The sequence below is a fragment of the Trichlorobacter thiogenes genome (genome assembly GCF_900167465.1).
In the GTDB taxonomy this organism is placed as follows: domain Bacteria; phylum Desulfobacterota; class Desulfuromonadia; order Geobacterales; family Pseudopelobacteraceae; genus Trichlorobacter; species Trichlorobacter thiogenes.
The window spans coordinates 30,914-46,005 of the sequence record NZ_FUWR01000004.1 but is presented as its reverse complement, the minus strand read 5'-3'; the positions used below and the strand labels follow the sequence as shown (position 1 = coordinate 46,005).

9 protein-coding genes are annotated in these 15,092 nt (G+C 54.5%); 2 read left to right on the top strand and 7 right to left on the bottom strand.

Annotated features, from left to right (window positions below):
* Window positions 1–12 precede the first annotated feature (12 nt).
* Genes B5D39_RS05245 through B5D39_RS05235 form a run of 3 tightly spaced genes read right to left on the bottom strand, consistent with a single transcriptional unit; the run spans window position 13 to window position 6,453 of the window.
* Window positions 13–2,841 (bottom strand): tetratricopeptide repeat protein, encoded by a 2,829-nt coding sequence (locus B5D39_RS05245; protein WP_078789352.1) that lies wholly within the window; start codon window positions 2,839–2,841, stop codon window positions 13–15.
* Window positions 2,838–3,716, bottom strand: a complete 879-nt coding sequence (locus B5D39_RS05240) for a hypothetical protein (protein ID WP_078789351.1) — start codon at window positions 3,714–3,716, stop codon at window positions 2,838–2,840. Before B5D39_RS05240 ends, B5D39_RS05245 begins: the two co-directional genes overlap by 4 nt.
* Window positions 3,703–6,453, bottom strand: coding sequence for a bifunctional glycoside hydrolase/polysaccharide deacetylase family protein (locus B5D39_RS05235; RefSeq protein ID WP_078789350.1), 2,751 nt, complete (start codon window positions 6,451–6,453; stop codon window positions 3,703–3,705). Before B5D39_RS05235 ends, B5D39_RS05240 begins: the two co-directional genes overlap by 14 nt.
* 189 nt (window positions 6,454–6,642) lie before the next feature.
* Between B5D39_RS05235 and B5D39_RS17310 the strand changes: the two genes are divergently transcribed.
* Both B5D39_RS17310 and B5D39_RS05225 read left to right on the top strand, forming a co-directional pair.
* Window positions 6,643–7,314, top strand: a complete 672-nt coding sequence (locus tag B5D39_RS17310) for a TraR/DksA family transcriptional regulator (protein ID WP_244161361.1) — start codon at window positions 6,643–6,645, stop codon at window positions 7,312–7,314.
* A 278-nt stretch (window positions 7,315–7,592) separates the two neighbouring features.
* Entirely contained in the window at window positions 7,593–8,870 is a 1,278-nt protein-coding gene (locus tag B5D39_RS05225) for a sensor domain-containing diguanylate cyclase (RefSeq protein WP_078789349.1), read from the top strand.
* Here the strand turns inward: B5D39_RS05225 and B5D39_RS05220 are convergent, their stop codons facing one another.
* Genes B5D39_RS05220 through B5D39_RS05205 form a run of 4 tightly spaced genes read right to left on the bottom strand, consistent with a single transcriptional unit; the run spans window position 8,871 to window position 15,057 of the window.
* Window positions 8,871–9,620, bottom strand: coding sequence for a HesA/MoeB/ThiF family protein (locus B5D39_RS05220; protein WP_078789348.1), 750 nt, complete (start codon window positions 9,618–9,620; stop codon window positions 8,871–8,873).
* On the bottom strand, window positions 9,614–10,678 hold the full coding sequence (gene mnmA / locus B5D39_RS05215) for a tRNA 2-thiouridine(34) synthase MnmA (protein ID WP_078789347.1): 1,065 nt from the start codon (window positions 10,676–10,678) through the stop codon (window positions 9,614–9,616). Before mnmA ends, B5D39_RS05220 begins: the two co-directional genes overlap by 7 nt.
* A 3-nt stretch (window positions 10,679–10,681) precedes the next feature.
* On the bottom strand, window positions 10,682–11,665 hold the full coding sequence (locus tag B5D39_RS05210; protein ID WP_078789346.1) for a hypothetical protein: 984 nt from the start codon (window positions 11,663–11,665) through the stop codon (window positions 10,682–10,684).
* On the bottom strand, window positions 11,665–15,057 hold the full coding sequence (locus B5D39_RS05205) for an alpha-amylase family protein (RefSeq protein ID WP_078789345.1): 3,393 nt from the start codon (window positions 15,055–15,057) through the stop codon (window positions 11,665–11,667). The genes B5D39_RS05210 and B5D39_RS05205 overlap by 1 nt, the downstream gene beginning before the upstream one ends.
* Window positions 15,058–15,092: the final 35 nt, after the last annotated feature.

The following is a 15,092-nucleotide window of genomic DNA, read 5'->3' as shown; positions in this document are numbered from 1 at the left end:
TGCTTCCAGTTGTTAATAAAAATAGCGGTAACTGATGCCGATAGTGGTAGTCAGGTCACTGATGCCGAACTGGCCACTACTTTGCGTTAATTCAAACATCAGCTGATCAACTCCAAAGACCGGACCAACCAGCCCCAGACCATAGCTGAAACCAAAATCAGAATTACTGTTCCAGTCAATATCAGCCTCGGCAAACGGTTTCCAGTCACGGGTATAGCTTGTCTTCCAGGTCTGGCCCCAAAATAGCCCTACCCCCAGATGTCCAAAGCTCTGTGGTACAAAAAAGGATGCGGTGGGATCAGTCTCAGCAGGCACCAGCCCGGCGATGTTAGTGCCCACGACACCATCAGCCTGGTACCCACTGTAGCCGCCGTAGAGCCGGATGCCATAATCAGGCCATGCCCGGGTGAATTGATGCCGCAGGTCTATTCCCACCGACTGTCCCTGACCGAGATAGCCCCGGCCCTGATCATAATAACGGGCTGCAGCCAGTTCAAGGGAGACTGTATCTTTAGGCGTCAGAGTAGCGGTGCCCGTCACTCTCAATCGATCCCGCACCCCACCCACCGAGAGTGCAGCGGTTTCATCTGCCCCGGCATTCAGTTCAAGCCTGGCCCCCAGCTGCAGATCCCGCCAGGGCTGCCATTCGCCTTCAAGAGAGCCTGTTGCAAAGCTGTCCAGACCACCGTTCCTCATTCCCAGTGACAAGGCCAAGTGGCCCCGCTCATGCCGGCGGGTCAGGGTCAGGCTTCCGCCGATATCATGGTCCGGCAGATTCCTTATGACATCACTTTTCAACTGACTGAACTGTCGTTCTGTCAGCTCAGCCAGCAGACTGTAACGGCTGGTAAGCGGCTGGGAAAACGCCAGTCGTGATTCAACCATACCAACACCGGCTTGGTCCTGCAGCTTCAGATCAGCAGCAGCATACCCTGCACGCTCACCAAACAGTTGACGCACCTGCGTGTCCAGCAGATAGTCCTCACGGTTCAGCTGCAAACGCTGCCAGGCATGCTCCTGAGCCAACGGAATGGAGCCTGTCCGTTGAGCAGCCTCAACCGCATCACGATAGGGCAACTGCTCCAGTTTGCTATCCAGCAGATCAGCCATGGTACTGCGATCGTTCTCCTCCAGAGCGAGACCAAGGCGGGCCCATTCAGGCCGCTGAATCGTCCGGGCAAAATGTCTCCAGTACCAGAGTCGGGCCAGGTCGGTCTGTCCCGTGGTCATGGCCCAACCCAGCACCAACTCTTTGCCAAAATCATCCCGCTTGTCTGAAGCCACCAGTCTGATACGTTTTGAGAGTGCATCGCCGGGGGCAAGATGCAGCAACAGTTGCGCCTGAGTCAGCAGCCCGTTTCTCACCTCATCATCTGACAGATCTTTTGAGGCCTGCCGGTGCACCAGCTGCTGCGCTCGACGCCGCGCTTTCCAGGCACTCTCTGCATCGCCAGCCTGCTCTAACGTATCACCAAAGGAGGCCAGCCAGGCCGGATCTGTCTGGCGCTTCGGGGCCAGTGCGCGATAATGACGTAATGCCCGCTGCGTATCCCCCATCAACACCATGGCTGCGGCCAATGGTTCCTGCAGTTCAGGCAGTGCCCCAATCCGTCCTTCCCAATCCCGAACCAGGGGGCGCAGTTCAGCGACCTGCTTCATATCCACCAACAACCAGAGATAGGCACTGAGCAGATCCGCATCGGAAGGGGCTAACCGGGCAGCGACTCTGGCAGCAACGAGGCTGGCAGGCTGATTGCCGGTTGCACGATAGACCTGAGCCATGGCCATCCAGGCACGTGCGTCTTGAGCGATAATAGTGCGTTCATCTGGCCGCATGTTATTAAAAAACAGCGCCAGCTCTCGCCCCTTGCCGCTACGCAGGCCGGTATCGACCATGGCATACAGAAAGACTGGCCGCTGCAACTGTTTCCACCCCTGTAAAGCATAGCCGTAAGCCTTTTGCGGGTCTGACTCTCCATACAGCTCCTGCAGTCGCTGATAATCTGCTTCAGTGGCGCTTCCATGTTCAATCAACATCTCAGCCGCTTTGATGGATGCGTCGTTCTTCTGGAGTGTCCAGGCCAGGTCGGCATAGGTTCGCCAGAAGTCAGTGGCTGTTGCCGGAGCGGCATGCTCCGCCATCAACAATGCCTGCCATGCCTGCAGTGTGTCACCCTGCCCATACCAGAGCGATGCCAACCTAAGAGATTCATTGGTCTCAAGCGGCTTCAATCTGGCCCGTCGTTGCCATGCTCTGATTGCATCTGCAGGCCGTCCAAGCATCTCGGCAAGCCTTGCCTGCTCGCTCAGTAGCCAGACCGGATCAGCACCGCGAATCGTGTCTGATGCGAACAGATCATAGGCCCGCTGCGGCATCCCCATCCCCTCTGCTACATACAGATACTCCTTCAATAGCTCAACCGGCGCATCCTGCTGAACCACCATCTGTTCCAGCAGTTTCATCCGTAGTGGAAATTCCTGCAGTGCCCTGGACAGACGCAGGACAGATTGTTCGCCCTCGCTATCACCATGTTCGGCAAGGTAGAACCAATGTTCAAGGGCCAAATCAGGGCGTCCTGCCCATTCCGATGTCTGGGCTGCCTTTTTACGCCAAACCTTATCTGCAGGGCGTGCCTTCACCGCACGTTCAGCTACTGACAAAGCCTCCTTGACATTACCATTTGCCAGAAAAACCGTATGAGCCAGTTCAAAAAGATCCTGTTCAAAATCCACCCTTATTTCTGACACAGGCTGCACAGGTGGTTCAGCCAGCGCCTGCCCTTGTCCAGACAGAGCAGCAACCGCTGCAACAAGCGCAATATGTTGTAAGGTTATTTTCACGGTTTAACCCTCGTTTTATCAACATCCGAGGAATACCCCAGAGCCCTCCTTACGTACAACTGAGCTTTATCGGGACGGTTTGCTGCCAGCGACAACGTAACCAGATATTTCAAAATGCTACGATCCTTGGCCAAGTCACTTGTCAAATGTACCTCGGCTGCGAGCAACGCCTCCTGCACCAGATTACCTGATTGCAAGGCTCGTACACCGGCAAGGAACAGGCTCCGCTTTTGATCTGAAGAACTCGTCTGCATTCCTTTAAAGTAGTGTGCTGCTGCCCCCCGATAATCGCCTTTGCCCAGAGCGATAGCAGCCGCAACCTCTGCCGATAACGGATCTGCATCACGACCCAGCACCCTCTCAAGCCTCTGCACGGTAATTCCATCTCCCAGCCTGCGTGCATCTGCCAGATAGCGGGCTAAGTCCTGTGACGTTGCGCCGGCCTTACGCATCTGCTCTATCTGGGCAGCATAGTTCTTTCGAGCTATCTCCCAGCCTGGTTCATTAAGACTCATCCATTCAAGTTCCTGACGCCTCAATTCATACTGTAACGCCATAACTGTTTTTAACTGTTCAACAGAAAGTCGCCCTCTTTGGTGACTTAATGCAGCAGCAGCCTTTTCCGTACACCCCGCTGCCAAGTAACTACGCACCAGCGGGATTACCAGCTCTGTATCACCAGTACGCAGGTGCAGCAGGGCCTCAAGGTAACGCTGTTGCGCCGGACTACTTACTTCAGGATTTTCAAGTAGCTTTAAGAGACTTTTTTCAGGGTACAGCACCAGTAGAAGAAGCAGGCCAGCCCCTACCAACCCGCCAATGGCCAATGGCCCGGCGAAACGCTCACGCGATTTATGAGCATTATCTGCAGACAAGTTCAAACCCGTATTGCCCAACCGACAAAGGTGCCGTCAACAGGCCAGAATCCTGCTTTACCGCAAGCGAACGACCGTCTGGCACCAACTTGCAGCCGGAGGCACCACCGAAACGTATGAAGCCATTGGCATCGGCTGTCACCTTCAGTTTCATGCCTTTCGGCGTCCAGGAGAAGCTCTCTACTTCAGCCGCTGCGGCAGACAGCCATGCCCGCTTAGGGGGAAGGGGAGTCATGACAAGGAATGCCTCGCCTCCTGGAGCCAAGTGGATATAGCGTTGATCATTATGATCCACAAATCCGATCACACCGCGACTGGCGACCAGATCAGGATATCCCGCACTAATTGGCAGCCGTAACTGCCTCAGGTCACCCTTGTTGCGGACTTGCCAGCCGTTACCGTTTCGGGCAATGGTTGTTCGGTTAAAATCAAGCACTTTATCAACATAGGCAGAAGTATAGACAGGAAACAGCTCCTGCTGCATCGCCCAGTTGTAAACATCCAGCAGTGCCTGTAGCGAGGCCAGCTTACTGGCAGAATAAAAATGGTAATAGATATTGACCGGCTTGAGTCTGCGGGGGGCGTCGGTCATTTTGAAGGTCTCAATCACACGCCGGAAACCATAAAAAGGCCCTTTCCAGTCATTGGTATAGACATTTTCGTTCTGATTGGGGGCAAAGACCTGAAACCATCCTTCCTTTGCCACTCCTAACGACGCAACAGAGGTTAGGCTCGGATTTGATACCGTCATAACGGTATCGCCGCTGTTGATGTTTCTAATGCCAGCAGCATAGGTCAACCTGATCGCCTCAGCAGGCGGTGTACAATCACCTGACCATTGCATCAGAGTCACCTTTTTGCCAGGAGGCAGAAGGCGGCTATTGATAAAATTGACCGATCCGATCACTTCTGTCTCATAATTAAGTGCATAACCGGGTATGTTAAGGTACCGCTCTGAATACATCTTGCGGCCCTCTGCACTGTCCTGCCAATAGTACGGGTGGGAATAGGTATGGGTTGCAGCCTCAATCCAGGGCAGGGCCAGGGTCTCCCGGAACTCTTTCTGCAGTTCTGCAGCCTGGGCCGGGTACAGCCCCTTCTCATCCACTATCCCGGTGATGACCGAAACCGCCGTGGGAATTTTGTACCGCTTAAGGATCTTCTCCCGCATCTCGACACCGGCATAGCGACCACCGGGCCACTCTGCATAGCTCTCAAAACCATCTGCATCAATATGGGCCAACAGCAGGCGCACACCGTTCTCTGTGGTGGGGTCCGGCGCAACCGGTTGCTCAAGCCCGAGTGCTTTGGAGAGCAGACTGAATGGATTGACGACCCAACGGGCCTGATCCTGCATAACTTGCATAACACCGTAGGGATACTGTACGTAGCCGCCCCAGGGAGTAATCCCCACTGCATCATACACCTCCCCCCCCTGAGCTGTAAGGGTCAGCAGCGGTTCCCCTTCCTTGATTTTTAACCGGGCGAAAGCAGTTGTCTGCAGGGGCGGTTCTGCCTCAAAACCGATATCCTGCGTACGGCGGATAATCTTGAGCGACGGAAGTCCACGTCGTGCCAGCCGACGATATTCAAGCCCCAGCACATTTGACACCTGCTCAGGCGGCATGCCGAATCCATCAACAAACAGCAATTTGACACCATCATCAATCTGTCGACGCACCCATAGGGCAAGGCTGTTCTTGCCGTCAACGTTTTCGTTGTGGGGCCAGACCACCACCCCGGCATACCGTCCGGCCAATATCCCGGACGGCAACATTTTACGCAGATCCTGCATCTCCAACTGGTAGCCGAGATAATTGAGCGGAGTCGCAATATGATGATGCAGGTCAGAGTTGGCCGGGTCATTAACACTCTGTCCATCATACAACCCCAGCACCTTACGTGGCAGTACCTCAACGGCTCCGACACCCAACGAGGAGATGTCTTTGTCAGTCACCCAGGGAATGATACCCAGGCTCTTGATCTTGTCGGCGGTCTTGCGGGCACGTTCACGCTCCTTCGGGGCAACATAATCAATGGCAATCACCGGCAGACCAGCTTTCTGCACTTCAGCAAACTTGCCAAGCAGCCACTGGCGATCATGCTCTTTTACCTCGCCATAGGCTCCGGTAATGGGATCAAACTTTTGGAAAAGTGACTCGGCCGCCACGGCAAAAGCAGCACCTTTTACCCGATCAAACACTTCAAAACCGCGATTCAGAATCAAACGGGCCTCCGGATGGCGCTGTTTGATGCTATGAATAATCTCCACGAGTCCAGCCTCAAGTGCCGGATGCTTTTTCACATCCTTAACCAGTAGAAATGAGTCCAACGTATCCAGGAAAAACCCTCGGTAACCGGCAGCCCAGAGCGGTTCCACCACCTGATCCAGAAAAAAAGCTCTCCAGGCAGGATTAGCAAGGTCAACCAACTTGCTTTTCCAGGCCGGGTTATCGCCAAGTAACCATTCCGGCTTGATCTGTTTATAAGATCGACGCTGCGGATCAGCCTCACCAACGCTGACATAGGCAAACAGTTCGCTATGCCTACTTTTATACTGTTCAGGCTGAATGCCGACATTATCAGGATCAACAACGACAATATCAAAGGCATACAGCTCATCAAGCGGTGGTTTCTCCGCATAATAAAAAGCGACACTAAACGGCGCTGCTGAAGCAGCTATCGCTTGTGTTATCAATACCACGGCCATTAAAAACAGAATAAAAATACACCGCATACGCCACCTCAAACCACTTAACTGTCATATTACAATTATTTACCACACTATTAACAAAACGCAACTTTCATGATCCTATTAATCCTGACAAGCTTTATCCTTGACAGCAGATACAGTTTCTGTTAGTGATTGCCGCCTTTCGCAGCAGCCTATACTCTTAAAACTCTCTTTTGATGGAGTACGTTACGTATGGCAACGACCAAAACAGCAAAGAAAACCGTGCAGGAAAACACTGCGCCCGCTTCTCCACCAAAAACAGCTACTGCAGTTAAAACAGCCGCTTCCAAGAAAGAAACGACAGCGCCCACCAAGACGCCTGCCAAGGCTGCGGCTCCACAACCAGCTACAAAAAAAGTGATTGAACCAAAGCCAAAAGCAACACCTGCCAGCATTGACAATGCCGCACCAGCTGCCACTGCAGCGGTTTCAGCAGCGCCTCCCGTTGGCAAATGGAAAGAGGTTCAACAGATTCTGCTGGATATGAAAGAGCAGACCCTGCTTGAAATCAAACGTTCCATCAAGAAGGGTTCCGAGACCTCGGTGGGTGAAGAGCCGACTGGCGATATCTACGACCAGGCATCATCCGAGCGTGACCGGGAGTTGGGACTGCTTTTGAATGATCGTGAGCGTGAAAAGCTGCACAGCATTGACGAAGCGCTGCTGCGGATCGCCGAGGGTGAGTATGGCATTTGTGAAGAGTGCGATGAAGATATCCCGATGGGCCGTTTGAAGGTGCTTCCCTTTACCCGACACTGCGTCAAGTGCAAATCTGACCTGGAAAAGTTCCAGGCCCAGACCCGCCGAATTGAAGAAGACCGTGCGTATCGGGAGATTCCGGTTGGTGATGAGGATGAGGGTTAAACCGTAGCAGGGTTGTTGCAACAGAGTCAGAACAGACCCCGTTGTGCTGCAAGTTCACATTCCGGCACCATTAACAAAAATCAGAGCGCCCTGAATCAACTTTCAGGGTGCTTTTTAATGACATGACCCACAATCCGTCTTCCCGAAACGACCGTCATCATCGCTAACGCATTTGTGTAGGCTCACCAAATCTACAACAGCCCTCTTGCGTTTTATTCCAGTTCAGTTACACTACCAGCAGCGGTTCACAGGCACTTTGCTTCGGGCACGGGGTCCCCATGAAATCAGACACCATGGAACATTACGACATTTCCCTGCTCTACGTTGAGGATGAGCGGGTCACCCGCGAGCAGATCTCACGGATCCTCCAGCGCATCGTCACAGAACTGTACGTTGCTGAAAATGGGCAGGAAGGCCTTGAGATCTACCGGGAGAAACGTCCTGATATCATTATGACTGACATCATGATGCCGGTTATGAACGGCCTTGAAATGGCCCGGGAGATCCGGGCACTGGACCGCGACAGCCAGATCATCATGCTGACCGCCTATAGCGATACTGAATACTTACTGGAATGCATCAGCTTGAGCATCAATCAATATGTGCAAAAACCGGTAGATTTTTCTCAGCTGGCAACCGCCATTGAGACCTGCAGCAACTATGTCCTGTTGAAGCGCAAACTGCTGCAGCAAGAGAGCAAAATCCAGATGCTGTCTCAGGCAGTGGAACAGGCACCGGCTCCGGTGATGATCACCTCGCTAAACGGCTCCATAGAATATGTCAATGCCATGTTCACCCGCCTGACCGGTTATCAGGCGACAGAAGTGCTTGGCCGCAACCCCCGCCTACTCAAATCTGACCTGAACTCTGTTGAGGTTTACCGTGATCTTTGGGATACCATTTCAAGCGGCAAGGAGTGGAAAGGGGAACTGGCCAATAAGCGGAAAAACGGTTCTATATACTGGGAGATGGTCAAAATCTGCCCTTTACGTGATGTTGACAACACCGTTACCGGCTTTTTGAAGGTTTCTCAGGATATCACTGATCGGAAGCAGTACGAAGAAAGTCTGCAGTATCTGGGTACCCATGATCCTTTAACCGGCCTGTTTAACCGTGCCTATTTTGATACAGAGTTGCAGCGGATTGAATCCAGTCGGGAATACCCGGTCAGTATCGTCATGGCCGATATTGATGGCCTGAAGGGGGTCAACGACTCTTTTGGACATGATGAGGGGGATCGCCTGATTAAAGGAGCTGCTGAGGTGTTGCTGTCAGCCTTCCGTTCCGGTGATGTGGTTGCCAGGATCGGTGGCGACGAGTTTGCGGTCCTTCTTTCCCGCACCGACCATGATGCGGTTATGGCGGCGATTCAGCGGGTTAAAGGCTGTGAGTCAGACCGGCTGCTAGGAACCTTTGCCCGTTCGCTGTCACTGGGAGCAGCTACCGCTGAGCACCCGGATGATCTGCTGGACACCATGAAAACGGCTGATCGATTGATGTACAAAGACAAGGCCGAGCGCAAACGCCAGCATATACAAAAGAGCACACCTGATTGATTAACGATTTCCGCAACTGCTGCAACCGGGATTTACCGCAACCGGCACCTCTCTGAAGCGCATTCCCAACAGGTCAAACGTCAACAGACGGCTCGTCAGAAGCGTTCCTATCCCCACGATAAACTTCACCGCCTCTGCGGCCTGCAGCGTCCCAATCACCCCCGGCAAAATACCCAAAACGCCATCCCGTTCACAGGCCTCACGATCTTCTTCTGGAGGCAGTTCAGCAAACAGGCAACGATAGCAGGGTGACACCCCAGGCAACACGGTCATGGTCTGGCCACTAAAACGCAAAATCCCCCCATGGGAAAAGGGAATCCCCTGGCTGACACAGATGTCGTTAATCATGAACTTTGCAGCCAGGGTATCGGTGGCATCCAGCACAAAATCATACCGCTGCACCAAGCTGGGCAGATTATTCTGATCAAGCATAACCGGAATCTGCTCCAAACGGCAGGCCGGATTGAGCGCCTGAAGCCGCTTGGCAGCTGAAGCCACCTTCAGCTGCCCCAGCGTAGTACTATCGTGAACAACCTGACGCTGCAGGTTTGACAGCTCCACCCGGTCACCATCGGCAATACCGATCGTGCCAACTCCGGCCGCGACCAGATACAGGGCTGCAGGTGACCCCAGACCTCCGGCACCGATGATCAGCACCCGACTGTCCCGTAGCCGCTCCTGACCCTCCGGCCCAACTTCCGGTAACATCAGGTGTCTGCTGTAACGTTCCTGTTCCTCAGCAGTCAGCATGGCTGCTCTGCCCCGGTTATCCTGCCTGCCCCAAGCACCTCATCCCCCTGATAAATCACCACGGTCTGTCCCGGCGTGACTGCCCGCTGTTGCTCATGAAACAACACCCGCATCCCGGCCCCATCCTGTGGCTCAACCCGACAGGGAACCGGAGCATGGCGATAACGGATCTTGCAGTGCGCCTCAAACGGCGCAGCGGGTTCCTGCCCAAACCAAACCGTCTGGTCTGCCAACAGACCCGGCGCATAGAGGTACTGCTGTTCACCAACTACAACCCGGTTACGGGCTGCACTGATCTCAAGCACATATAACGGCTCGCTCCAGGCGATCCCCAACCCTTTACGCTGACCTACCGTATAACGCCAGAAACCGTTATGGCGCCCCAGCAGCTTGCCTGAACGATGCACAATCAGCCCCTGTGCCACCGGGTTAGTCATGCGCCCTTCTAAAAAGTCACCATATCCGCTGTCCGGCAGAAAACAGACATCCTGACTGTCCTTTGCTGCTGCCACCGGCAGGCCGAAATCACGGGCCAGCTGACGTACCTGCTCCTTGCCTGACATCTCGCCCAAGGGGAACAGGGTCTGTTGCAGCGCCTCCTGACCGATGGCTGCCAGAAAGTAGGATTGGTCTTTGCGACGATCAACGGCAGCATGCAGGTGTGCCCTGCCATCGACATCCCGCACCACCTGTGCATAGTGGCCGGTCGCCAGCCTGCCTGCCCCCAGCTGGTGGGCCTGCTCCAACAGCAGCCCAAACTTGACCAGACGATTACAACGTACACAGGGATTGGGGGTTTCACCGTTAAGGTAGCTGGTTACAAAGGGGGTAATCACCTGTTGTTCAAAGGCGGCAGTCAGGTCAATACGATGCAGGGGAATACCCAGATGTGCAGCCACCTGCTCGGCTGCATTGTTTACTGCAGCACAAGGCAGCAGATCCATGGTAATCCCCACCAGCTGATGCCCCTGCTGCTGCAGCAGGGCCGCTGCAACCGCAGAGTCCACTCCGCCGGAAAGGGCAACCGCAATTAATGATGATGAATCAGGCTGGTTCATTGGTTAAAACTGGATATTGGGACGCAGCACCAGCGTAAAGTTGGAGGCACTGGTATCACGCAGGCTGCCGCTGTAACGGGAGGGGTCTTCCCATATCACACCGACATCAAGTTTGAGGGCAACCCCCCAGGATTTGATCGGAAACTTCTTACCCAGGACATACTCCTGACGCAGTAAATCGCCATGCTTGGCCCCGATATCCCAACGGACATCAAAACTGCTGTTACGCAGAAACTCAAACGGATTCACCCTGAAATCCAGGTTACTCCGCCGGAATCCGACATAGAGGGTATTGGCGATATTAGGATTTTCATGCACCTTGGCCCCCAGCCGAAAACTCCAGGAAAGTTTCTCATCCTTAAAGCTGCGCTCCCCCTTCATCTTCCACTCCGCCTCAAGGGAGTGATCAGGAATCAGCACATTATTCTGTATATGCTGATTTGAGTAACTGAAAAGGTAGCCCATATAGCCCTTGTTGGATGAAAGCCGCTCTTCACCCGGCTTGTTGAATTTAACCATGTCTCCGAAAAAAACAGAGAACGCATAGGGTTCCTCAAAGCCGGCAGTCAACCACTGGATCACATTCTGGTTACGACCGATGTCGGCAATGCCGTAGAAATCCTTGGCATACTCCTTCAGGGCGACTCCTGCCAGTGGCAGTGGCATGACCGATGCTTCAACCAGCATAAAGCGGGGGACAAGGGAATTAAGCCATAATCTACTGTAAATCTCAAACTCACCCTGATCTGTCGCCGTGGGGATAGGCGAACCATCCAGCGGGATGTTAAGTGAAACGTTTGAGTAGTAAAGGTCCGTTTCCCAGTCAAGATCAGCCCAACCAAGTTCTTTACTCCCAAAGAGGTACTCCTTGAGAGTCCGCTCAGAGGCCGGTGTCTGCAGGGATTTGGCAGGCTCATCGGCATAGGCGGGCATACCACCACAAGCCAGCAGCACAACACAAAACAGCAGCAAGAACCGTTGTCGCATCACACCTCCCCTTCCTGCAGCCCCGCTGCCAGCTTCAAGAACGTCCTGACACGATACCCTGCAGCTGCAGCCAGTGCGGTAAGCTCCATCACCGGCACCAGGTGTACCTGTTCATCCTGTGCAGATTCAAAAGAGACCTGCAGCGCCAACCAGACAAGCAGTTCATCAAACCGTTCCTTGTTAAACCAGAGCGTACCACCATCATCATGGACCAGCAGGAACGAGCTGATCTGTTGGTTGTCAAACAACTGAGCCAGCCGGTCTGTAGCAGCCTCTGTTAACCAGATCCCGCAACCCAGCCCAACCGCACTGGTCAGTTGGCTGATCCAGAGCTCGGACTGATGATCCTGTCCCCCTTCGCCAGAAACAAAGCCAGCCAGAGGGCGACACAGGCCATAGCACTGCAAGGCATCATCACATAACGGCAGCGCCAGTAGGCGGGTCAGCAGGATGGCCAGTGCCTGGCGACGGTTCTTCTGATCAAGGGACAACATCTTTCTGGAAACGCCGCTCTTACGCAACCGTCGTAAGGTCTTGGCAGTAACATCCGGCTGGTGCGCCGCGACCAGACTGACCAGCAGAGCCTGCCGGTCTATTTCAGAGGCGGCAACCGGTGGCAGCTCTGCACAGTAGTTCTGTAACGCCGTCTCCAGCAGGCGGGGCTGCTGCAGTGTCTGCAGACACTCGCCAAAGGCACCAATCAACGGCTGGTTGAGCAACTGAATCCGCTCATCCTCAAGGGATGCAACGCCCCTGCCTGCCAGATGCCCACACAGCGCAGCCCACTCACCGTCCGGCGTATCTTCAAGTATCCTGAAATCAAGGAAGACATGAAACTCATACTCTGAAAGTTCTGCGTACATCCCACGCTGGCAGATCTCAGCAGCGTTGCGCAGATATTCATGCTGGGTGGAAATTTCACGGAACGCCAGAAAACAGCGGGAATCATCAGGCACTGCCAAGGCCTGCCCCAGGGAGCCGGTGTAGAATTCCGTTGTATCGCCGCTCCCCTTTACCGCAACCGGCGTGGCCATCCTGATCCAGCCAGAGGTTGCACCATAGCGGTTGTTGTACAGCACCAACGCACGCTGTTCACCCAAGCGGTTACTGTAGGCAAAGACGTTTTCATCCACACTACCGTCATGGCAGTAAAAATCATACAGGGCAAAGTTTTCTGAACCGGAAAAGAGCTTGCGCCGCTTCAGAAGCGGGAAGATCCAGAGTTCATGCCCCCGTACCAAGCCCTGGTCAACCGACTCATTCCAATAGGCCTTACGGTACTCCATGCCGTACTTTTCATGGAATCCCTCAATTTGGCCGTGTCCAAACATCGGCAGACCCGGCATGGTGGAAAGCAGCACGCAGGCCCCAAAATATTTGCCCTGGGCACCAAACTGCTCCACCGCCGTTTTCTCATCCGGGTTGTTCATGAAGTTGACAAACCGCTTCAGGATCTCTGGATTGAATTCCAGCACGTTCTTGACCGTCTGACGGTACTTGGCGTTCTCTTCCTGCTTGAGCATGTTCATGAAGGCAGAATTGTAGACCCGGTGCATCCCCAGGGTACGAACAAAGTAGCCTTCCATCATCCAGAACGCCTCGGCCAGCAGCAAGGTATCCGGCGCCTCCTGCGCCATCCGGTCCACCACTTCACGCCAGAACTCCACCGGAAAGACCGCATCAAACTCATCCCGCCCCATGGCATGTTCAGCGCGGGAAGGGATACCGCCCCCCAACCCCCGTTGCGGGTACCAGAGCCGCTGGTAATGCTTCTTGGCCAGGGTCATGGCCGCATCAAAACGGATGATCGGGGTCAGCCGGGCCACATGCAGGATAGTCTGAATCACCGTCTCACGCACCTGTGGGATCAGGTAGTTCAGCTGGGCCGTGTCGTTCCAGGGGATACTGGTGCCGTCATTACCATGGTAGATGTAGCGGGTACGACCATCCCGGCGATCAATCATCCTGAAGACAACCGCCGCATCCTGTTTGTTCCAGTAACCATCCTCCACCTGAAGTGTGACAGACGGGTCGGGGGAAAGATCTTCGCCGTTAAACTGGTAGGTGGGAAACGGGGCATAGTCAGTCTGAACAAACCAGTCAGGATGTTCCAGCACCCAGCGGGAAAAGAGGCCGGTATGATTGGGGACCATGTCGCTGGCAAGGCGAATACCACGCTGCCAGGCCCGCTGTTTCAGATTCAGAAAGGCAGGCTCACCGCCCAGGTCAGCTGCGATGGTATAATCATACAGCGAGTAGGCCGAAGCATGGGCCTCTGGATTGCCGCATAACTGCTTGATCCGTTGTGAGGCGGACGAGCGCTCCCAGAGGCCGATCAGCCAGAGACCGGTAAAGCCCCAGGCCGCCAGACGGTCAAGTTCGGCATCCGGCACCTGATCCAGGCGGGTAACGGGACGGGCGTAGGTCCTGGAGAGCTGATCCAGCCAGACATGGGTCATCTTGGCCATCATCACCACGTTGGACATCCAGTCGGCATCGGCAGAAAAGGCCTCGTACTCCGGCTGATCATAACCGGCATGGTGACCGGCGCCATGGTAGATACTTCCAGAAACACCACCGGAAGCGACATCTGCACCAGCAATACCCGGCAGGCCAAAATGGAGTACTTCAGCAGGACCGCTACCGCCATCAGACCATTGTCGCTGTTCCTCATCCAGGATATCAAAAGCGGTCAACACCTCCTCCAGCAACTCCGGCGGCAAAGCCTCAGCCCACTGCTCCCGAATATAACCTAACTGCCCTGCCAGGGAATCCGGAGCAGCGGCAAGCGGCGCATGTAACGCCTCAACCAGCGTCATCCCGAGACCAGGCAGTACAGGACCTTTGGCAAGCACCCGTTCAATCCCGGCCACCACCTGACGGTATGGTGCAGCGTCTGCCAGTTGCCGGTCATCCAAAAGCACACGGAACGGATCAACTGCCCGGTTATGGGCAGCCAGATTAAGCAGCAGCAGCTCACGCAGCAGCAGATACTCGCGCTGGTCCCCTCCCAGTGAGGCCAGATCACAACCGGCCGGAAACAGATCCACAAAAGCAGCACAGGTCTGTCTGACCTGCGTGCCTGCAGGGTCCAGCCCAGCCTGCTGTAAAGCATCAGCCAGCAGACTCCGCTGTTCCCCCTTGCCCACCTCATCCACCAGATGGCGGTAGATACGCAAAAGCGAGGCATACAGATTGAGTTGTGCAGCGGTTGTTACGTCAGGCACACCACCTGCCCGGGCCATACCTGCAGCCAGACGGCGGTAGAACAGAATAGGAGGGTAGCCGGCACCATGGTGGGAAAGCAAAGCCTCGGCACCAAACTGTTCCTGGGCATGGACAGTCAGTTGAATCGTAAAGGGGAAATATTCCGGCAGTGATAATGAAGGCATGGTCACGGCTCGAGTCTGTATGGGTAGGTACTGCC

What these genes read in the sequence shown, in the direction of transcription:
- B5D39_RS05235 (WP_078789350.1), bottom strand. Translation starts at nt 6,453, where the DNA reads ATGCGGTGTATTTTTATTCTGTTTTTAATGGCCGTGGTATTGATAACA.
- B5D39_RS05225 (WP_078789349.1), top strand. Translation starts at nt 7,593, where the DNA reads ATGAAATCAGACACCATGGAACATTACGACATTTCCCTGCTCTACGTT.
- B5D39_RS17310 (WP_244161361.1), top strand. Translation starts at nt 6,643, where the DNA reads ATGGCAACGACCAAAACAGCAAAGAAAACCGTGCAGGAAAACACTGCG.
- mnmA (WP_078789347.1), bottom strand. Translation starts at nt 10,678, where the DNA reads ATGAACCAGCCTGATTCATCATCATTAATTGCGGTTGCCCTTTCCGGC.
- B5D39_RS05220 (WP_078789348.1), bottom strand. Translation starts at nt 9,620, where the DNA reads ATGCTGACTGCTGAGGAACAGGAACGTTACAGCAGACACCTGATGTTA.
- B5D39_RS05210 (WP_078789346.1), bottom strand. Translation starts at nt 11,665, where the DNA reads ATGCGACAACGGTTCTTGCTGCTGTTTTGTGTTGTGCTGCTGGCTTGT.
- B5D39_RS05205 (WP_078789345.1), bottom strand. Translation starts at nt 15,057, where the DNA reads ATGCCTTCATTATCACTGCCGGAATATTTCCCCTTTACGATTCAACTG.